Below are 19,536 nucleotides of genomic sequence, written 5' to 3'. Positions count from 1 at the left end.
TGCAAACTGTTCAGTCGTTACAATGAACAGGGCGGCGGTGGAAAGGGCATGCAAGGATGAGTTGGTTCAAGCGCGAAGATAACGAGATCGTCAACGACTCGGAGAAGACGGTTCGGACCGAGGGACTGTGGATCCGCTGCCCCGATTGCGGCAAGATTCTATTCAAGGCTGAGCTTGAAGCCAACCAGCGCGTCTGCTGGCACTGCGGTCATCACTTTCGTATTGACGCTCGTACGCGCATTGAGAATCTGCTGGAGCCGGGGTATGAGCTTGTCGACCTGGAACTTCGCTCGACCGATCCTTTGAACTTTACCGATCTGAAGCCCTACAAGCGGCGTCTGGCGGAGGCGCAGACGAAGACCGGGTTGAACGATGCGATCGTCAATGCCATTGGACAGCTTGGGCCACACAGCGTTGTCATGAGCGTGATGGAGTACGCCTTTATTGGCGGGAGCATGGGAGCGGTTGTCGGCGAGACGATTGCGAGGGCGGTCGATCGTTCGCTGGCGACACGACATCCGCTGATCATCGTTGCGGCCTCTGGCGGTGCGCGCATGATGGAGGGCATTGCTTCGCTGATGCAACTGGCGAAGATCTCGGCGGGGTTGGCGCGCATGGATGATGCGAAGATTCCTTATATCTCGGTGATGACTGATCCAACTACAGGGGGCGTCACCGCAAGTTTTGCGATGCTCGGCGATCTGAATATCGCAGAGCCGGGGGCATTGATCGGCTTTGCGGGGCCTCGCGTGATCGAGCAGACGATTCGGCAGAAGCTTCCGGAGGGCTTCCAGCGCTCCGAGTTTCTGCTGGAGCATGGGTTCCTTGATGCGATTGTCCCGCGCAAGGAGATGAAAGATTATCTCTCGCAGACCTTGAGCTGGATGGGCGCCTAGGCGCGGTAAGCGAATCGCATGCAATCGGCGAGTCCATCACGCACTGCCCTTCGCGTAGCCTTGCGGCGCGCGGCGCACCAACTCTACGATGCGAAGCCCCTCGTCTTTGAGGACCCTGTTGCGGTCCCCATTCTCGGCGGCTCCTACGCGGAGGAGTTGCGCCGGACGCCGACTCGCAATCCGGATCGAAAGGATCGGCCGTTCTCTGTTGGTTTACGGGCTTTCCTGGTTGCACGTAGTCGCTACGCCGAAGACACTCTTGCTCGGGCTGTTTCGCAGGGCGTCAGCCAGTATGTTTTGCTTGGGGCGGGGCTCGATACTTTTGCTCATCGAAATCCTTATCCCCAGCTTCGCGTCTTCGAAGTGGACCATCCAGCTACGCAGCAGTGGAAGCGAGAGCTTCTTGAAGACACTGCGCTCTCTGCGCCGGGAAACCTTACTTATGTGCCAGTGAACTTCGAAGAGCAGTCTCTCCTTGATCAGCTACAGGCTAGCGGATTCAACACTAGGGCACCGGCTGTGTTCGCATGGCTCGGCGTGGTCCCGTACCTTACGCTTGCGGCCTTCCGTGCTACCACCAGGTTTCTGGCGTCACAGGCTGCTGGCAGTGCGCTCGTTCTCGACTACGGCCAACCGCGATCCGCGCTTCCATTCTTCGAGCAACTGGCCCACGACTCTCTCGCTTCACGGGTTCAACAGGCCGGAGAGCCGTTCAAGCTCTTCTTCACTCCGCCTGATATCGCTGCTGAACTCAGCGCGTTCCGTAGTCTTGAAGATCTTGGGTCTGCTGAGATCAACGCACGCTACTTCACAGGCCGAACCGACTCGCTGAAGGTGCTTGGGAGCGCGGGGCGATTGCTCAGTGCGTGGCTTTGAGGCCCAACGGCGACGCCGTCCATCGTAGGATTGAGTGACTATCAGGAGATGGCTGCCGAATGACCAAGACGAAGAATGCTGTTCACCGGTGCGCATGGGCAGACAACGATCCACTGATGCGCGCGTATCACGATCAGGAATGGGGCGTCCCGGAGCGCGATAGCCGTGTGCTGTGGGAGGCTTTGATGCTCGATGGCTTTCAGGCAGGGTTATCGTGGCTCACCATCCTACGTAAGCGCGAGGCTTTTCGTAGGGCATTTCGGAACTTCGATCCGAAGAAGGTTGCTCGTATGGGTGAAGCCGATGTCGAGCGCCTGCTGCAGAACGAGGGCATTATTCGCTCACGTGCCAAGATTGAAGCAACCATCAACGGCGCACGGATTTATGTGGCTATGGCCGACGCGGGAGAGGACTTCTCAACTTACGTTTGGAAGATGGCTGGCAATAAGCCTATCCAAAATACGGGGCCGGTTCCCGCAAAGACTCCACTGTCTGAGGAGATCTCTGCTGCTCTGAAGAAACGTGGCTTCAAGTTTGTAGGCCCTGTCATTGTGTATGCGTGGATGCAGGCTGTTGGGATCATGAACGACCATAGCCCGGACTGCTTTCGGCGTAAGGCCGTCTGTGGGTAATGAGTTCGGCTACTGCGTTGCTTTGGTGGCGAGCATCCCTGCTGCGGCGAGGTTGGCGGTTAGCTCCGCGGGGAAGCCGTGGCGTTGTTCCAGCCATGCTGGATCGTTCCAGGAGAGCAGTACCTTGCCGTCGGCTCCTTCGGCAACAAGGATCTTTAGTGGAAGATCGAGCGCTGCCGATGGTGCGGCGAGCATGATGGGAGTGCCGGCCTTCGGGCTGCCGAAGATCAATAACTTTGTCGGATGCATCTCGAAGCCCGCTGTGGCCGCCTCGCCGGAGTGATCCACAATTGCGAATAGCTTGACTCCCTTTTCCTTGAGAAGAGCTTCGAGCCGGGAGACAGTCTCGTCGACGGAGTATCGGCTGGTGCAGGTTTTTATTCCTTCGCTCGTCTTCTGATCAGTCATCATCAAACCTCCGAATTTAGGTTGGCCACTTAACGAAGATAACCCCCTCGGAAGGGGGTATCTGTGAGCTGGATGATAGTTGTTTGTGTTTTTATTTCGCTGCGTTGGCGGGAGGAACTGCGTTCGGATAGATTTCTGGAATTGGCGCAGTCCTTTGCTTCTCCAACTCTGGATGCGGGAAGGGCTTGCGCGGCATCATGGCCTCGCGCTCGCTGGTGTTGTAGAGGAAGATCGCCTCGACTACCGCTGCCTGCTCGAGATCGAGCGCGTGCAGACGGTCGTAGGTGTCCATGTCGGAGTGATGGGTTCGCGTCTCGTAGTCCATCGGATCCTGAATGTACTGGAAGCCGGAGAGACCAACCGCATCGAACGATAAGTGATCGGTGCCGCCGGTGTTGCGGTTGGAGATCGTCGTTACGCCGAGGTCGGCGAGGGGCGCGATCCACTGTTTGAAGATCGGAGCAATCGCCCAGTTCTCCTGCGTGTAGACACCGCGTACCTTGCCGGTGCCGTTGTCCAGATTGTAGTAGGCGTCGAGGGTCTCCCACTCCTTGGTCGTGGACAAAGCGCCATGCTGACGCAGGAAGGAGGGCACGCTTGCAGGCTCGGGAACCTTTGGCTCTGCGAAGGTACCGAAGTGCTGCTTGACGTATCCCTGTGACCCGAAGAGACCCTGCTCTTCACCAGACCAGAGCGCGATCCGGATGGTGCGTTTGGGCTTGATGCCGAGCGACTTCAGGATTCGAACGGCTTCCATTGCGACGATCGAACCTGCGCCGTTGTCGGTCGCGCCGGTACCGGAGATCCAGCTGTCGAGATGGCCGCCTACCATGACGACCTGATCCTTCAACTTGGGATCGGTTCCGGGGATTTCTGCGACCGTGTCGAAGCCATGCTCGTGGTCTCCGGTGAACTTCGTTTCGATGTTGAGCTCGAGCGTTACCGGGACGTGGTTTTCCACCATGCGTCCGAGGCGGTTGTAGTGCTCGATCATCATCACTGCGTTGGGGATGGTGACTGCGTTTTCTTTTTTCTGTGCGTCGCGGGCGAGGTTCGCACCGTTGTCGTCGAAGATGATGCCTGTTCCACCTCCGTCTCCGCCATCGCGGCTCGGTGTCAGCACGGCAAGCGAGCCTTCCTCCGCCATCATCTTGAGAGCGGCTTTGCGAATCTCGGCGATTTTCATTCGGTCGGCGAGGAACTTAGCAAACTCCGGAGAACCTGGAGTGAAGCGTCCGCCACGCGACTCATAGGTTTCCATCTCTTTGAGTTCTGCGTCGGTGTATCGGCGGAATAGCGGCTCGGTGATGTCGGGGGTGGGACGCATTGCGCCGAGGAGAACGATCTTGCCCTTGAGCGTCCCTTTGTATTTTTCGAGGTCGCTCATCTCCTGCACGTTCATGTAGACGACTTCGCCGGTGAGCGTACCGTTGGTTGCAGGGGACCACGGGGCAGCCTGTGCCCAGAGGGGTTCTGGATCGGGCGACACCATTCGCACCCAGGTGTTGATCTGCTGCCAGCCCATGCCGAACTCGCCCCAATCTTCGAGGTGCGCGTTTTCGAGGCCTATCTTCGTCAGCGTTTCGCGCGTCCAGGCGTTGGCCTTCGCCATATTCGGTGATCCGGTTAGCCGGGGTCCGATCCCATCAGCCAACGCCCCACCGAATTCCATGACGTGGGAGTGCTTGAAACCCTCTTCGCGGATGCGCGCATACATCGTCAGATCGATGTTCTCGGTCGCGGGCTGCGGTCCGTAGTAGGAGGGGGTTTCGACCGCGGCATCTTTTGCTTTCTTGTCTGCGGCGACGGAAGGAACGGCGAAGCTTGCGATTGCAGCCGTACAGCAGCCCCAACGCGCAAAGGCACGAACGAATGACATACTTGGTGGTCCTCCAGGAAGTGTTCTGAGAGCGAAGAATAGCAGATATCACCGATAGACCGTATCGAGCGAATCCCTTCTCAGACTTATTTGGAGAACCGAGCGAAAGCTATCAGACTGGCTATTAGCTTTTGCGAAGCTGCCTGCGTATCCACAAGGTGCCCAGGTAAGACAGCGCCACTAGGAGCACCAGGATGCCCACCGGCAATCCGACCCGCGTGTAGGTCAGCGAGAAATCGACCGCATGGTGGGTTGCCGTGTTGTAGAAGAGAACTGTGAGGATTGCGCAGAAGGTCGCCGCGAAGAAGGCCGCAAACCCCAGCGCAAAGCTCATCAGGAGGCTGGTAAACCAGCCCAGGTCCCCCAGAGGTACACCAAAGAAATAGCCAGCGCCAAAGGTTCGAGGCGAGGCTGAACTTCCGTTCTGCGATGCTTGCGCCATACCAGTAGAATACTGCTTTATGGCAGAAGGTGTTCAGAGCGAGTTGGTACAGGCAGCACAGGTGATCCGCGAGGCGGTGGTGCGGCAGGCGCCAAACGGCATTCGTTATGCGGCGTTTGGTGATAACAACCTTGAGGCAAGTGACCTCGAGCGCATGGTCCAGGCTGTGCCGATCACCATCTCCGGTGCAATCTCGCGCAAGACTTACTACTTTGTGCCGCTTGCTTTGAGCGAGGCTCGGGGCAGCGAAGCTACGATGGTTGCGCCGGCCTACACGCCTGAACTTGGCGACCAAGCGATCTGTCATCGCAACGTGACTCACGATGGCACGGAAGGCGTGTTCATCTCTACTCGTCTGCTGGGGGACCGATTTGCGCTGGCGTTCGAGTTCTTCATCAATGTTGGCCACGCCTTCGTCGATGCGGTGGGTGTTCCACAGGCCTTTGACCAGCTCGTCTGGGAACAGGCTCTGGCTGATGTTCGCGGTGAGACCAGCCAGGATGCCTGGGAGAGCCGCGGTCTCGCGCTTGGCGGGAAGGCGGAAAAGATTGACGGCAAACCGGTGATCGACGAGAAGGCCAAAACGGCTTTCCTTGAATCTGCTTTCTCGGACGCAGTTGCTATCTACCAGCTTTCGCTCTCGGTGGACTTTGATTACTCTGAACTTCGGGAGCGTGAGTATCCACTGCTCGCTCCGTTGGCCCTTGCGGATCGCCTTCGCCTGGTAGCGCGGCTCTTTCCACCGAACCCGACCTACGAATTTTCCATCCGATATCGTCGGCGCGCCTGAGCTGTCGGCCGTGATATTCGCGCGGAAATCTCGTTCGATCTCGATTTAGCCGCACGTTGTCAAGCCGAGAGGAACGCTGGAACACTGCTTACGAACAACTCGCAGGTGAGACCAAATCGGCAAAGAAATATCTAATTTCAGTGGAATGGGAGACGTTAATGCCTGCAATTCGAAGCTGCAAACAGTGTGGCCAGAAGAATCGCATTGCTGCAAATCACCTTTCCGACACAGGCCGTTGCGGCGCGTGTAAGACTCCGCTGCCGCCGCTCGACGAGCCTTTGCAAGTCGATGCGGCGCTCTTCGATGAGATCGTGCAAAACTCTCGTGTGCCCGTTCTCGTTGACTTCTGGGCGGAGTGGTGTGGACCTTGTCATGCTGCCGCTCCAGAGGTTGCGCGCACGGCAAGGGATATGGCGGGAGACGCCCTCGTGTTGAAAGTCGATATAGACAAACACCAGCAGCTCGCCGCTCGGTACCAGGTGCGCGGTATCCCCAACTTCGCCATCTTTTCGGCTGGCAAGCTTGTGAAACAGCAGGCTGGCGTCGTTGGACACGATGTGATGGAGGGATGGCTGCGATCAGTTGCGCCGTCTCGAACGGCCTGAGGGATGGGACTCGTATACTTGGCGCGGAGTAGTTGCGTGTGAAGGATACAAATCGATGAAGCTGATCTTTCTCTATGGTCTGCCCGCTACCGGAAAGTTGAGCGTCGCGCAGGAGTTGGCAGCGATGACCGGCTACAAACTCTTCCACAACCATCTCACGGTCGATCTGCTTCTGTCGGTCTTCGAATTCGGTTCGCCAGGCTTCGTCGCACTGCGGGAAGAGATCTGGCTTTCGGTATTCGATCAGGCCAGTCTTAGCCAATTGCCGGCCCTCATCTTTACCTTCGCACCCGAACCGACGGTGCGGCCCTGCTTTCTTCCGAACACGCTGAACACCACTGCTCAGAGAGGCGATGAGGTGGAGTTTGTCGAACTCGTCTGTCCGCTAAGCGAGTTAAAGCGGCGACTGAATAGTCCATCGCGACTTCAATATCGCAAATTGACTTCAGAGACGCTGTTCGATCAGATTCATACGGCGGGAGGATTCGAGGGATCATTTCTGCCGAAGCCACGGCTCTCGATCGACACCAGTCTATGTACGCCCACGCAGGCAGCAGCGAAGATCGCTGAAGTGCTGGCGCTTGATCTATCGCTGACCTGACCGCGTTGTGTGAGATATGATTCTGCGGCGAAGTCGACCTAACGTAGCGCGTGGTGGAAGCCCAGAGGACCAAGCAGATTGAATGTTTGCAGGAGCCAAATGATCACCGCAATGATGACCACTACACGAATGATTTGTTTTATGGTGCCGTCCATCGGGATCAAGCCGATCAAATAAAGCAGCAATCCGACCACAATCAAAGTGACGATGACGCTGATAAGCGCTGGAGTGAGCATAGATATTTCTTCCTCTTCTTAAAGAGCTGAATACTGTGATGCGGAAGTGCTCTGTTTTGAAGAGGAGATGATCACAAAATGATCACAAAACTTTCTGCTTTTGCAACGTCAGAAACTTGGCGCGATTACAGGCTGATCTGGGGCGATGGACATTCGGTGGTGGTCCGGACGGTGATCTACCAATCGCGACTGTGATGGGGGATACGGCCGCAGTCGCCTTCGGTGAGGTAGCAGCGGAGTATTCCGAAGAGCACGGTTGCGCCAGCGCCAATGATCATGAAGAGAATGCCGGTTGTAATTCTTCCCGTGAAGTATGGAAACAGGAAGACTACAACTCCCGCGTACATCAAAATCGTCAGCACAATCCGCGTTATGCTTCTTGTCATGTCTCTACCTCCCAGTAGAGGCCCCAGCAGTTGATCTTTCAGCAGGAACAGATTCCTTTGCTTCGGCACTCGTCCTAGGCCCATGCGGGGATTCGCTTTCAGCTATCCCGCGCATTCGTATGGCACATACTACTCTGACACGATTGAGTTTTGCCATATTTTTTGACGTATCGGGGGAGCTGCAACGTCTTGCAACTTTGCAAGACGGGAGAGAAGTTGAGCATGTAGTTGCGGCAAAACGCGTTATCCGGTCACAATCCCCATCGCGAGGACCGCGCCCAGGACCGCGCTCAGATCCTCGACGAGCGCCACCGGCCAGTCTTTGCACCCTAACCGCAATACGATCTCTCGGCGAATCAGGATGCCGGCGAAGGCACCGATCAAGGATCCCAGCACGCAGAGGATGACGCCCTCGACTCCGGATCCGTTGAGTCCTGCGGCCACGACCGCTCCAACAAGACCGGCAAAGACAAGCCTCGCAATCAATGGAAACGGTGCCGTTCGATTGGGCGTCTTGGGTAGCTTGTCCCCAACGAGCTCGCCTAATGCCAGCACGGTAAAGACGATTGCGGTTACGAGTTTACCGCTCCAGGACGCCCAGCTATCGTCTACTGGTAGATGGCCCGCGTAGGCGAACCAGCAAAGAACGGCCATAGCGGTCATCGTCCGAAGGCCGGTGACGAGGCCTAGCAGGGGGATGGCGATCAACCAGGTCAACATTTGCATCGCCATAAAGTCCCCTTTCCTTCGAAGGTTCGAAAAGACAGCGCTCCTGGTTCACTGCCATCGGCCTATGTCAGCCTTTCAATCGAAAACTATACTCGCAGATTCGTTATCGGCTGCAGCGGTGGACCGAAGTTGCCACGCCGTATACCGCACCTACGATGTCTATTTAGCTGAAACACTTTGATTTCGAGAAGGTTATGTTTCTCGCAGCCATTTGTACAGGGGGAAATTCTCCGCCATTTCGAGCACTTGGTTGCGGATCTGCTGCAACTTGGTAGAATCGGTCCGGTGTTCGAGAGCCTGCGCGATCCAGCCGGCAATGACGCGCATCTCGGGCTCCTTCATGCCTCTTGTCGTCAAGGCTGGCGTGCCGATTCGGATTCCGCTGGGCTTCATCGGCGGGTTCGTGTCATAGGGGATTGCATTCTTGTTGACTGTGATCCCAGCCTCTCCCAGAGCATGTTCTGCTTCTGAGCCGAGTATTCCTTTCTGGAATACGTCGATGAGGATGACATGCGTGTCGGTGCCACCGGAGATGATGCGATAGCCCTCGGTGGCGATGGCTTCGGCGAGGACTTTGGCGTTGGTAACTACCTGATTCGCATAGGTCGCGAACTCCGGCGCCAGAGCCTCTTTGAAGGCTACTGCTTTGGCCGCGACGATGTGAATGAGTGGGCCACCCTGTTGGCCAGGAAAGACACTGCGGTCTACGCCTGCAGCAAACTCCTGATTGCAGAGGATCATGCCGGCGCGCGGTCCACGCAGGGTTTTGTGAGTGGTGGTGGTGACGATGTGGGCGTGGGGAACGGGCGATGGATGGGCTCCTCCAGCTACGAGGCCGGCGAAGTGGGCCATGTCGACCATGAAGTGGGCGCCTACTTTGTCGGCAATGGCGCGCATGCGGGGGAAGTCGAACTGGCGCGGGTAGGCGCTGCCTCCCCCTACGATTACCTTGGGTTTTTCGCGGAGTGCAGTGGCTTCAAGTTCATCATAGTCAACGGTTTCGGTGTCTTTGCGGACCTGGTAGCCGACGATTCTGTAGAGTTTTCCGGAGAAGTTGAGCTTGTGGCCGTGGGTGAGGTGGCCTCCATGGGCCAGATCGAGGCCGAGGAGGCAGTCGCCGGGGTTGAGGATGGTCATGTAGGCGGCGGCGTTGGCCTGCGAGCCTGAGTGGGGCTGGACGTTGACGTGATCGGCGCCGAAGAGTTGTTTGGCGCGGTCGCGGGCTATATTTTCGACGACGTCGGCGTACTCGCAGCCGCCGTAGTAGCGCTTGCCGGGGTAGCCTTCTGCGTATTTGTTGGTGAAAACGGTGCCCGCGGCCTCTAAAACCGCGCGGCTTACGAAGTTTTCTGAGGCGATCATCTCGAGGCCTTCGTGCTGGCGCTTTACTTCGTTTTCAATTTGAACGGCGATTTCGGGGTCGGCGGCGGCCAGCGGGGCGTTACGGTCGATGGGCATGGCGTTATTTTATGTCACGGTTTTCCGGGCTTTTTTTTCTGGGGGATGGTGGGGTGGCGATTTGTGGTTTTGCTGTGGTTTTTGACGGGTGTTTTGGGAAAAGAGGGTGTTTCGGTGTGGTGTTTCGATGGTGAGAATGTGGTGGATTGCGTGGCTGACGTGGGTGCAAGACAATGCACTTTTCGAGGGCTAAAAATGCGCAACGAATTTCAACTTTATTTTTGTTCTGCTTCTTTGTTCTGCTCCTTGGTTCTCATCCTAGGACTGCTTGCGCGGTCTGAGCGCCAGAATGTCATAGACCGGCTTGTTGTCGGCGAAGACGCGCCACTCGGCTACCTGCCCTTTGCTGATAGTTGCCAGCCAGGCTGCGGGTGTTTGCCAGGCGATGTTGTCGATCGTGCCGCCGGCTTCGCCTGTCGCCATGACAGTGTCGAACTCCGCGAGCGTTTTTCTGACTGCGATGGCGTAGTCCGGGCACATGGCAAAGTATGCGTGCCAGCCGATCTTCATGGAAGCGGCTCCTTGTACACGGTTACCCAACGAATCTACGAAGAGATGATCGGTTGTCATGAGCCGGATCAGAGCTTCAACGTCGTGGCTGTTGATCGCAGCAACGAACTTTTCAAACATCTCCGTTGCGGATGCGGGATTGGTTGCTATGGACATCGAGGGCCTCCTGAGCGGTAGGTACGAGCAGTTTACGAGGCTGTTCGCCAAAGTTGTTTCTAATCGTGTTGAGTCGTTGCAGCTTGGTTGCCTCTGAAAACGTAATATTTCGGGATGTTTCGGCCGTTCATTTGAATTCGAACGAATAAGGTTTTGCCGGGGGCATCCATTCGTCTGCGGTTGGCGTTCTTACTTACAGCAAGCAGCTTTGGAGAGGATCACCTTATGCAGACTTTCTATATTGGAATTGCGTTTTCGATGATGGTGATTCTTCCGCTTCTTGTCGCCAAATGGAGCAGGACGCCGCGAGAGGATTTCGATTCCTCCCTCCATAGTGATCGATAAGCAGCTTCGTTCAATCAAAGAAAAGATTAGAAGGCCACGAATTTGAGACGTTGAGAAGTCTCTGGTTCGTGGCTTTTCTCTGCGCGTTGTGAAGTTGTGAGTCCGAGGCTTTGTTATTGGTAAGTGGCGCGTGCCTGGGTCTTTGTGATGGCAGAGTTCAGGATTAGGCCTGGAATCGGCCACCGCAGTAAAATCCACCCAACAGAGATGAAGCGCACCGTTCTCAGCCACGTCCTACTTCTCGGCCTCGTCGGCGGCGTCCTCATCGCTGTCCTCCGCTGGTCGGAGTACCAGTTCCTGGTCATCGAGCACTCCTTTGAGATCTATGGCGCCATCGTGGCCGTCCTCTTCTCTGCCTTCGGCATCTGGCTGGGCATCAAGCTCACCAAACCTCGCGAAAAGATCATCCTCCGCGAAGTCCTCGTCCCCACTGCCGCGCCTGCCGCGCTAGACCCCTTCACGGCGAACCAGCCCCAGCTCGACGCCCTCGGCATCACCCCCCGCGAGCTCGAAATTCTGAGCCTCATCGCTGAGGGGCTCAGCAACCGCGAGATCGCCGACCGCCTCTTCGTCAGCGAGAACACCGTCAAAACCCACTGCAGCCGGGCCTTCGACAAGCTGGGCGCACGCCGCCGCACCCAGGCCGTGCAGCTGGGTAAACAACTGGGCCTGCTCCCCTAAGAGATCCGACGAGTGACTTGGTGGCGATTATTCGCCAACCGAAACCCTCGTGCACAACATCTTGATCCTTGGAGAAGCAACCTTTAGGGTGCGGTATCACGGTCCGAAATCGATACGGTGCTCGAGCATCGCAAAACAATGCGCTTGCCGCACTCCATAGTGGGTGGCATACTTTCGAGGCTCCCCGCGACCTATAAATTGGAGGAAGTATGTGCGATGAACAGACGAGATTTCATTTCATCTAGTGCAGCAATCGCGATAGGCCTGAGTTTCGGAACGAAGCAAGCCCTAGCCCAAACAATTGTCGGTGTAAATGAACAGGAGGTACTGAATTCGCTTCAGCTTCAGAAGTGCGACTTATTCTGCTGGGCCGCTTGCCTTTCGACTTTTTTCAACTTCTATGGTCATCCGTTGGATCAGATGAAAATCGTTCTTGCGATGCACGGGAATACTGAGTGTAAAGGCGATCCGACCGTCAGCGCCGTCGTTGCAGCACTAAATATGACTTGGGTGGACGACAATGGAGTGAGTTTTACTTCCCATATTACTTCTGCGATCGATCATTACCGGCACGTACATACCCTGACTAATAGAGACATAATTAACGAATTGGCAACCGGTTGCCCTTTGTTCATAGCTACTGTTCAGCATGCCATGGTTCTGTACCGAGCTGAGTACGTAGACAATCCGCTGTGGCCAGATGCAGTAATTCCAGCAATCAGAGTCGCCGACCCATTTCCATTATTTCCTCAGTCACATTTGCTTCAAGGTGCAGACATTACACCCGTCGAGAGGGGAGGAAACATGCTCTTCTGCGCGGCGGTTTCTATTGCATAAGTAGATTTGATTTACGGGCCATCGCCCTACCTATTCATGTCTGACTCTATAGGCGGATTAGGGTCAAAACGGCACTCGCATATCGTAGGATTGGGCGCAGTGGCAGTGAAACTGCTGTAAACGCTCACCCCAAAGCATGATTTCGACCGCTTATCCCCAAAATCACCCGAAAGCATGACGACAAGCACCGCCTCCGACCGGCAAAGTGTCTTCAAGTTCACCTCCACAGGAGCCTCACATTGAAGAAGACCATTGTTACCTTCGGCCTTATCTCCGGCGTACTCTCCTCCGTCATGATGTGCGGCACCCTTCGCTTCCTCAGCGACCTCAACCACGGCCAAAAAGCGCTGGTCATCGGCTACACGACCATCGTGCTCTCCTTCCTCCTTGTCTACTTCGGCATCCGCTCCTACCGCGACAACCTTGCCGGCGGCACTATCACCTTCGGGCGCGCCTTCGGCATCGGCATCGGCATCACGCTCATCTCGTGCATCTTCTATGTTGTCACGTGGGAGATACTCTACTTCAACTTCATGCACGGCATCATGGACAGTTACTTCGCTAAGCTCATTGAGAAGGCTCAATCTGCACCCGGCACCGCCGAAGCGATCCAGGCCAAAGTCGCCTCCATCCGCCATGAGCAGCAGCTCTACGAGAACCCCTTCGTCAACGCTCTCTACACCTTCATAGAACCGTTCCCCGTCGGGCTGCTCATCACGCTGATCTCCGCGGCCATCCTCCGCAGGAAGCCCCAAGCGCAAGCCGCTTCACTTGCGGCGACGGCTTAGGATTACCGTTACTTGAGAGTTGCTTGAGGTTCGAGCGCTGCGGCGGTCTTCGTTTGCGCGAGGTGCTTGAAGGATTTGTAGATGAAGGAGCCGAGATACCAGCCGTCGATGTACTTGTAGGGGGTTTCGCCGGTGGTGTAGTGGCCGCAAGGGAGGACCTTCGAGACGTAGTCGATGTTGAGGGCGTCGAAGTTGGTAAGGACGTCGAGCGAGTATTTCAGCGGGAAGGTTAGGTCGTAGGTGGCGTGGACGACGAGGACTCGCTTGGGGGTTGCTGGGCTGGAGCTTTGAGCAAACCGGTCCATGTAGGACATGGGGCTGACGATGGAGAAGATCTCGCGGACTTGATCCTGGGTGAGGCCGGCTTGCTCGAAGGCGGCGCGGATGTGGCGGGTGCTCTGGCCGGCCCAGACGACATCTCCGAACCAGGTGGAGGCGTGGTTGAAGGCGCAGACCTGGAGGCGCTGGTCGAAGGCGGCTGCGATGAAGGCGTAGCAGCTGCCGAGCGAGGTGCCGAGGACGCCGAAGTGCTCGTAGCCTTGTGATTCGAGCCAGTCGATGCAGCTGCGAATGTCGACTACGGCCTGGCGGCAGGCCTCGGTGGTGCGGCCTACGTTGGAGCTTACGGCGTAGTCGGAGCGCTCAAGTTCGGCGGGGCGGCGGACGTCGTGGTAGGGCTTGGAGAGGCGGAGGCAGGAGATTCCGAAGCTGTTGAAGAGGGTGCAGAGGGCGTTGTGAGAGAAGGCGTCGGCGTTCCACTGGGGCATGATGATCATGGCCTGCCTGGGTTTAACTGGAAGCCCTTTAAAGCGAGCTTCGCGTTGCGCCTCGGGATGGGCGGGATACCAGCGGGCGTTGACGATGTCGTTCTCTGGGTAGCGGGTGCGGATGGGCGAGGTGAAGCGGAGGAACTCGGCCTCTTCGATCTCGCCGGTCTCGGCCTGGCGTTTGAGCTCGGCATCCTCTTCGAGGGTTTCGGGGCGGACGTTGGTGGGGTAGAGCTGGGGGTGACGGCGCTCGAGGCGGAAGTCGGTGGGGGTTTCGTAGCCGAAGAACTCGTCGGCTCGTGCGACTATGTCGCGGTTGACGGCGGTCATGCGGGCAAAGTCCTCTGCCACGGGCGTGTCGCCGGGGTGCGGGTTGGCTGCGCGGGCTAAGGGGCTGAAGTCCTCGAGCCAGTCGAAGCCCCACTCGAGGGGGCGGACGATGCGGTTGGTATCGCGGGTGGTGAGGGCTGTCTCCCAGGAGTACATCCACTTTGCGTATAGCCTTGAGAGCATTAATCCAGTTTACCAAGACACGCGATTAGTTTTTTATGAGCCGCTTTCACGGGGACTCATCCGCCATTGCTTCGGGTTTGCCTGCCAACCGGAGAGGGTGCGGTTGGCAGGTTGCTCGGATTTCTATTGTTATCTACTGCGCCGCACTCTCGCCGACCTCTACGATCATGAAACTGCCGGGCTTTGCCTTGGGGCGCGCTGCTGTTGCACCGGGCTTGGGCTCTTCGAACTCCATCGTTGGGAGATAGATCTTGTGGGCGGTCGGATCGATGCCCAGCGTCTTCGCCCCGTAGGGAGTCTTGACGATTTGCTGAACGGCAAACTGTCCTGACTTCTCTCCAATGACTACAAGGGAGCCGTCGCGGCAGCTTGCGAAAGCCTGGCCTGCCTCGAACGCAGTGGCGTCGACGCCTGCTCCGATGGGGAGGTCGGAGAGAACCTTGCCGTCTTCGGCGCTCATGACGATCATCTTTTGGGGCTTGCGGCAGCCAATGAAGAGGCGATGCGTCTTCTTATCCAAGGCCATTCCCACGGGTTTGCCGCCGGGGGTGACGGGCCAGCGCGCGAGGACCTTTCTTGACTGAAGGTCAACTTCGGCTACTACGTCCTTGTCCTCCAGATTGATGTAGACCTTTCCGGTTCCGTCGGAGGCGAGAAACTCAGGCGCTCCGCCCAGCTCGATGGGGGTATCGATCTTGCCGCTCTTCGGATCGATGTCCGGCTTGAACGACATGAGGATGCCCTTGTCTCCTGAGACAGCCAGAATGCGGTCGAGTCCAGCGTCGTAGATAATGCCGTCGGAATCGGGCACTGTGGCCAGGGTTCCGAGCACGGCATAGGTCTTGAGATCGAAGATGACGATGGCACCGTCTCCGCCGCCATCGGTGATGAAGCCGCGTCCCAGCGATGGGACGATCGCCACGCCGTGTGCAGTTTTCTGTCCCGGAATGTCGCCCAGCACCTTGCCTGAGCCTGAGTCGATCACCAGGGTGTGGGTGCCGCGGGGGACAAACAAGCGGTGGGTCTCGGGATCGACCGTTAGGTAGTCCATGGCGCCTTCTCCGCCAATGTGCCATGTATTGGTTACGTCCCACTTTGTCTGCGCCGTGGCGGACAGGAAGCCAGCGGGCAGCAGCACCGCCATTGACATTACAACCATTCGCATCGTTCGCATCTATATCTCCATTTCTGATGCTGGATTCGATGCATTGAGGAATAACCCAATGCATTGGATCTACAGCATGACGAAGGTAGCATTGCATGCTTAATTTTCGCTGAATGCGTCCGTTACTCGTCTCGTCTAGACTGTCTACCGGAAGGCTCGGAGATGGTCTGAGACGTGCGCGTCTGAGAGGCGGGTTGGCAGAGGATGAGACAAAGTCGAAGACGATTTCTCCACGAGACCGGTCGGGCGGCGGCTGGACTCACGCTCTCCCCCGGCGTTCTTCGCGCAAGTGCTGGGGGCTTCTCCCCCGCGGCCGGAAAAACTTACTATGTGGACACCGCCGGGAACAACCAGAACAGCGGAACATCAGCGACAGCCCCCTGGAAGGACTTCACGCCGATCAATCAGCACACCTTTTCTCCTGGTGATTCTCTTCTACTGAAGCGTGGCTGCGTGTGGCGGGAGGAGCTGAGGATTAATGGTGCCGGCAACGCGCAGCAGTTTATTACAGTGGCGGCGTATAGCGAGGGAGCGAGACCCAAGATTCAGCGCGATGGCAAGCCGACGGACCGATGTCTCAGATTGAATAACTCTTCCTACTTGAAGGTTTCGAACCTGGAGGTATGCGACGGTGGCGCGGGAATCGTGATTTTTTATGATCACTCGTATCACAACCAGTCGGTCTATCTGGATGACATTGTGGCTCATGACTTCAAGAACATAGAGGATCCTGCGGACCGCGGACGAGTGACGTGGTCGTATGGAATTGGAGTTACCGGTGTGGAAGACACACCGAATAACGAGACCTGTGTGCTCTCTGACCTTAAGATCACCAACACTGAAGTCTATAACACTGGCGCGGGGATCGCGTTGGATTGGGGAAATCATCACTGCGTCGATAGGACGAATGCGTCGAGGAACAAGTTTACCGATGTGTATATGGAACATCTGAATTTGCATGACAACACAGTTGATGGGACCTCGTTCGTCAGCCTCTTTCTTACCAGCGTGACCCGGTGCACGGTTCGGAATTCGACGATTCAACGAGGCGCAAGATACGCCGCTACGGGAACCTCGGCGTTGCAGATTATGTTCTCGAAAGACGTGACCCTGAACAACGTTACGATCAGCGACACGCCGTTTAATGCCTGCCCGGATAACACGGGTTTGGACTTTGAGTGCGATAACGAAGATGTGATGGTGGATGGTTGCACTTTTAAGAACAATGCTGGACCGGCTATTGAGATCCTCGCTACGCCGGGTTATCTGAATCCCACTACGCGTAACTTCGTCATTCGGAACTGCACGTTTCTCAGCAATAATTCAGCACGCAAGCTGGGAAACAATCAGATCGAAGTCGCCAACTGGGTGCAAGGGAATCGTCCGACCGGCAAGATCTACAACAACAAGTACGCTAACGCGCCGAACACACTGTTCTTCGGAGGCGACGGAAATTGCACGGGGATTGAACTGGAACAGAACAGCAATATCGGCAAGCCGGAGGCGGAGCCGACGGTTCTTCAGTCCTGGAAGTTCAACTCCGATGGGAACGCGGTGGGCTGGCAGAACGGAGCTGGGATAAGTCAGTTGCGCGTGAGTGGCGGCTCGCTGAATGGAATCGTCAATAACATCGATCCATGCATTTTTTCTACGGATCGCCTTGGAGTTGCCATCACGCCGGGAACGTTTGTCCGCATCAGGATGAAGAACGCAACGAATGCAGGCTTTGGGCAGATCTATTTCATCACTGACGCGGATGTTGGGTGGAACGAGGAAAAACATAGCGACTTCTGGTTGTATCCGGCGGCGGCGGGGTTCCATACCTATGATGTGGATCTGTCTTCGGTGGCGAAGTGGTCCGGTGTCCTGAGGCAGCTGAGGGTAGACCCGGAACAGGGTGCGGCCAGCGGTTCTTTCAGCATCGAGCTGATTCAGATTCTGCGACGGTAGCGGGGGAGCCGCATGGTCTCCAATTGCCGGTACTGCCGGACGGAAACGCCCCGCGGGCCGCGGTCACTTCGTGACTTGTGTACCTTGTCTTGGTGGGGTGATGCGCTTGGGTCCTCCCGTTGGTCGGAAAGGAAGATGGCTCGCGACCAGCGGGAGCGCCAACCGAAGGGGTATACAAGTGACCGCCGCCCGCGCAGGGTGTACTCCTGTGGCCTAAAGGTAGGATTTCGTTAATTCTTCGCTTGTGATTGCTTTTGTGGGCCGCTGATCGGTCTTCCAGCATCAGATGAGTGTGTCCCCGCTCTCTTTCTGAAGAAATTACCCTTCGGACGGGAGAGTGGAAAATGTTTTCCTATTCTTGCCAATCCAGAGCATTCGATGGCGTCGCTGGAGTGGTGACGGGATTCGGCAGTCGCGTTGAAAACAAAGAAAGACGGACGTTTTCGCAGCATTGGCAGGCCAAGTGCAACTATGCAAGACGTAGCACACAGTTCGCGGGAACAGCGGAACGGAGAGGAGAGATATATGGCAGCAATTGCGATTTATACATGCGTTTGCGGGGTCCAGAAGAAGACCAGCAATCATTGGGTTCTCGCCAAGGTTACGTCGTTCGGCGTCACGTTTATGCCGTGGGATGCGGAGTTGGCGCGGAGCCGGGATATCACCATTCTTTGCGGTGAAGGTTGCGCGGCATCGATGTTGAGCCGGTCGCTGGGTGATTGGAAGAAGCCTGCAGTGGGCGTAACCAGCGTTGGTTCGGTGACCGATTTGAGCGTGGATATCAGCGCGGAAGAGTACGAGTTGGCGGTAGCGTAGGCTGGTTGTCCCCGGGGAGCCGCAAGGGGCGCTCTGCGGGGATTTCGCGGTTGGTGTGTGTCCTGAGAGATGGAGACGGCTGAACCGCCTGGGGGTTGTTTCTAATAGATGCCGGGGATGAGGCATTTAGTGGACTTGCTGTAGATCTCGTACTCGTGGCCGAAGGCGCGGCGGAGGGCTGACTCTTCTACGTGGATCCGGTAGAGCAGCGCGGCTGTGGTGGGGATGAAGATGATCGTCAGACCCAGCCAGTTGCGGGTGTGAAGGCCGATGGCGGCGAAGATGAGAATCAAGCCAGAGTAGGATGGGTGGCGGACGAAGCGGAAGAGTCCTGTCTTGTGGATGGTTTGCGTGGCGTGGATGGCTACGTTGGCGCTGAAGGAGCGGCCGAGGGTGATGATGGCTGTCCAACGGATGGCGAGACCCAGGAGGAGGAGAGTGAGGGCGGTGGCTCGAACCCAGGGAGCGCCATGGTCGATGGTGTGGGGGTGGGTCTCGCCGTAGTAGCTGCCGAGGGTGATGGCGACGAAGATGACGATCCACAAGATGCGGAGAGAGCCTCGGTCTTGTATGTCGGCGCTGGGGTTGCCGCTGCGCGTCCGCGTTATGAGGAGGAGGGCAATTTCTGAGAAGATCCAGGCGAGGTCGAAGATGCGGAAGAGAGCCGATACGTCCATGCTTGACCTCGTGCGTCGGTACTGATTCGTGGGCTGAGGGTGATTCGCTGGATGCTACGGGAGCGGCGGGGTGATGCTTTCGACGATGACGCCTTCGGTTTCGAAGTGAGTGACGCGGTGATCGGTGGTGTGGCCCATGTGGATGGCCTTCTTGAGAAGGGTGATGAGGGGGCGGGAGGTCTCGTGGAACCAACGGTCGGAGGATTGGTCCCAGTCGACGGCGAGGAGATAGGTGGCGTCGCAGCGGGGGCAGGTTAAGGGCGTTTCGAGCCAGCGATGGAAGGAGCCGTAGGTTAGCTTGCGGACGGGGTCGGTGCCGGAGCGGATGGCTGCTATGCGGAGGTTCATCGCTTGGACAGGGTAGCATTGCGATTCTTATTACAGGTCATGATG

Annotated in this window: 23 protein-coding genes; 11 read left to right on the top strand and 12 right to left on the bottom strand. The window is 57.0% G+C overall.

Going from position 1 to position 19,536, the window contains the following annotated elements:
- Window positions 1-56: 56 nt before the first annotated feature.
- From accD to HDF10_RS13625, 3 genes are read left to right on the top strand one after another with little or no spacing between them, the layout of a single operon-like run.
- Window positions 57-896: an acetyl-CoA carboxylase, carboxyltransferase subunit beta gene (gene accD / locus HDF10_RS13635; protein ID WP_183814291.1), complete on the top strand. Its 840-nt coding sequence runs from the start codon at window positions 57-59 to the stop codon at window positions 894-896.
- A gap of 18 nt (window positions 897-914) precedes the next feature.
- A complete protein-coding gene (locus tag HDF10_RS13630) occupies window positions 915-1,772 on the top strand; it encodes a class I SAM-dependent methyltransferase (protein ID WP_183814289.1) in 858 nt (285 codons plus the stop codon).
- A 59-nt stretch (window positions 1,773-1,831) separates the two neighbouring features.
- Window positions 1,832-2,404 (top strand): DNA-3-methyladenine glycosylase I, encoded by a 573-nt coding sequence (locus HDF10_RS13625; RefSeq protein WP_183814287.1) that lies wholly within the window; start codon window positions 1,832-1,834, stop codon window positions 2,402-2,404.
- Window positions 2,405-2,413: 9 nt separating this feature from the next.
- On the opposite strand, the gene HDF10_RS13620 is transcribed toward HDF10_RS13625, so the two are convergent.
- The 3 genes from HDF10_RS13620 to HDF10_RS13610 form a co-directional block, all read right to left on the bottom strand.
- Window positions 2,414-2,815 carry a DUF302 domain-containing protein gene (locus HDF10_RS13620; protein WP_183814285.1) on the bottom strand — a complete coding sequence of 134 codons (402 nt, stop codon included), beginning with the start codon at window positions 2,813-2,815 and terminating at the stop codon, window positions 2,414-2,416.
- An 88-nt stretch (window positions 2,816-2,903) separates the two neighbouring features.
- Window positions 2,904-4,691 (bottom strand): M20/M25/M40 family metallo-hydrolase, encoded by a 1,788-nt coding sequence (locus HDF10_RS13615; RefSeq protein ID WP_183814283.1) that lies wholly within the window; start codon window positions 4,689-4,691, stop codon window positions 2,904-2,906.
- 124 nt (window positions 4,692-4,815) lie between these two features.
- Window positions 4,816-5,133, bottom strand: a complete 318-nt coding sequence (locus HDF10_RS13610; RefSeq protein ID WP_183814281.1) for a hypothetical protein — start codon at window positions 5,131-5,133, stop codon at window positions 4,816-4,818.
- 19 nt (window positions 5,134-5,152) lie between these two features.
- Here HDF10_RS13610 and HDF10_RS13605 point away from each other — a divergent pair, with 19 nt between their 5' ends.
- From HDF10_RS13605 to HDF10_RS13595, 3 genes are all read left to right on the top strand, one after another.
- Window positions 5,153-5,923: a hypothetical protein gene (locus HDF10_RS13605; RefSeq protein ID WP_183814279.1), complete on the top strand. Its 771-nt coding sequence runs from the start codon at window positions 5,153-5,155 to the stop codon at window positions 5,921-5,923.
- Window positions 5,924-6,081: 158 nt separating this feature from the next.
- Window positions 6,082-6,528: a thioredoxin family protein gene (locus HDF10_RS13600; protein WP_183814278.1), complete on the top strand. Its 447-nt coding sequence runs from the start codon at window positions 6,082-6,084 to the stop codon at window positions 6,526-6,528.
- A 55-nt stretch (window positions 6,529-6,583) separates the two neighbouring features.
- Window positions 6,584-7,129, top strand: a complete 546-nt coding sequence (locus HDF10_RS13595) for an AAA family ATPase (RefSeq protein ID WP_183814277.1) — start codon at window positions 6,584-6,586, stop codon at window positions 7,127-7,129.
- Window positions 7,130-7,167: 38 nt separating this feature from the next.
- Here the strand turns inward: HDF10_RS13595 and HDF10_RS13590 are convergent, their stop codons facing one another.
- The 5 genes from HDF10_RS13590 to HDF10_RS13570 form a co-directional block, all read right to left on the bottom strand.
- Complete coding sequence (locus HDF10_RS13590; protein WP_183814276.1) at window positions 7,168-7,365, bottom strand: Thivi_2564 family membrane protein; 198 nt, start codon at window positions 7,363-7,365, stop codon at window positions 7,168-7,170.
- Window positions 7,366-7,541: 176 nt separating this feature from the next.
- A complete protein-coding gene (locus HDF10_RS13585) occupies window positions 7,542-7,751 on the bottom strand; it encodes a hypothetical protein (RefSeq protein WP_183765939.1) in 210 nt (69 codons plus the stop codon).
- A gap of 243 nt (window positions 7,752-7,994) precedes the next feature.
- Complete coding sequence (locus HDF10_RS13580; RefSeq protein WP_183814275.1) at window positions 7,995-8,483, bottom strand: DUF4126 family protein; 489 nt, start codon at window positions 8,481-8,483, stop codon at window positions 7,995-7,997.
- Between the two features lie 189 nt (window positions 8,484-8,672).
- Window positions 8,673-9,938: a serine hydroxymethyltransferase gene (locus HDF10_RS13575; protein WP_183814274.1), complete on the bottom strand. Its 1,266-nt coding sequence runs from the start codon at window positions 9,936-9,938 to the stop codon at window positions 8,673-8,675.
- A 258-nt stretch (window positions 9,939-10,196) separates the two neighbouring features.
- The gene (locus HDF10_RS13570) at window positions 10,197-10,604 is read right to left on the bottom strand and encodes a nuclear transport factor 2 family protein (protein WP_183814272.1); all 408 of its coding nucleotides are present in this window, start codon (window positions 10,602-10,604) and stop codon (window positions 10,197-10,199) included.
- A 552-nt stretch (window positions 10,605-11,156) separates the two neighbouring features.
- On the opposite strand from HDF10_RS13570, the gene HDF10_RS13565 reads away from it, so the two are divergent.
- The 3 genes from HDF10_RS13565 (at window position 11,157) to HDF10_RS13555 (ending at window position 13,255) form a co-directional block, all read left to right on the top strand.
- Window positions 11,157-11,630: a response regulator transcription factor gene (locus tag HDF10_RS13565; RefSeq protein WP_183814270.1), complete on the top strand. Its 474-nt coding sequence runs from the start codon at window positions 11,157-11,159 to the stop codon at window positions 11,628-11,630.
- A 216-nt stretch (window positions 11,631-11,846) separates the two neighbouring features.
- Complete coding sequence (locus HDF10_RS13560; RefSeq protein ID WP_183814268.1) at window positions 11,847-12,467, top strand: hypothetical protein; 621 nt, start codon at window positions 11,847-11,849, stop codon at window positions 12,465-12,467.
- Between the two features lie 239 nt (window positions 12,468-12,706).
- Window positions 12,707-13,255, top strand: a complete 549-nt coding sequence (locus HDF10_RS13555; RefSeq protein ID WP_183814266.1) for a DUF4199 domain-containing protein — start codon at window positions 12,707-12,709, stop codon at window positions 13,253-13,255.
- A gap of 8 nt (window positions 13,256-13,263) precedes the next feature.
- Here the strand turns inward: HDF10_RS13555 and HDF10_RS13550 are convergent, their stop codons facing one another.
- Window positions 13,264-14,535: an alpha/beta hydrolase family protein gene (locus HDF10_RS13550; RefSeq protein ID WP_183814264.1), complete on the bottom strand. Its 1,272-nt coding sequence runs from the start codon at window positions 14,533-14,535 to the stop codon at window positions 13,264-13,266.
- Window positions 14,536-14,668: 133 nt separating this feature from the next.
- Entirely contained in the window at window positions 14,669-15,709 is a 1,041-nt protein-coding gene (locus HDF10_RS13545) for a YncE family protein (RefSeq protein WP_183814262.1), read from the bottom strand.
- 195 nt (window positions 15,710-15,904) lie between these two features.
- On the opposite strand from HDF10_RS13545, the gene HDF10_RS13540 reads away from it, so the two are divergent.
- Window positions 15,905-17,650, top strand: a complete 1,746-nt coding sequence (locus tag HDF10_RS13540; protein ID WP_183814260.1) for a glycoside hydrolase family protein — start codon at window positions 15,905-15,907, stop codon at window positions 17,648-17,650.
- 525 nt (window positions 17,651-18,175) lie between these two features.
- Window positions 18,176-18,466 carry a hypothetical protein gene (locus HDF10_RS13535; RefSeq protein WP_183814258.1) on the top strand — a complete coding sequence of 97 codons (291 nt, stop codon included), beginning with the start codon at window positions 18,176-18,178 and terminating at the stop codon, window positions 18,464-18,466.
- A gap of 101 nt (window positions 18,467-18,567) precedes the next feature.
- Here HDF10_RS13535 and HDF10_RS13530 read toward each other — a convergent pair whose 3' ends face one another.
- Together HDF10_RS13530 and HDF10_RS13525 are read right to left on the bottom strand one after the other, a co-directional pair.
- Window positions 18,568-19,143 carry a methyltransferase family protein gene (locus HDF10_RS13530; RefSeq protein ID WP_183814256.1) on the bottom strand — a complete coding sequence of 192 codons (576 nt, stop codon included), beginning with the start codon at window positions 19,141-19,143 and terminating at the stop codon, window positions 18,568-18,570.
- 54 nt (window positions 19,144-19,197) lie between these two features.
- Window positions 19,198-19,491, bottom strand: coding sequence for a hypothetical protein (locus HDF10_RS13525; RefSeq protein ID WP_183814254.1), 294 nt, complete (start codon window positions 19,489-19,491; stop codon window positions 19,198-19,200).
- Window positions 19,492-19,536 lie beyond the last annotated feature (45 nt).

The organism is Tunturiibacter empetritectus (assembly GCF_014201375.1).
Lineage (GTDB): Bacteria > Acidobacteriota > Terriglobia > Terriglobales > Acidobacteriaceae > Edaphobacter > Edaphobacter lichenicola_D.
Note: the sequence above shows the minus strand (reverse complement) of the source record. Positions and strands in the feature narration are given on the sequence as shown.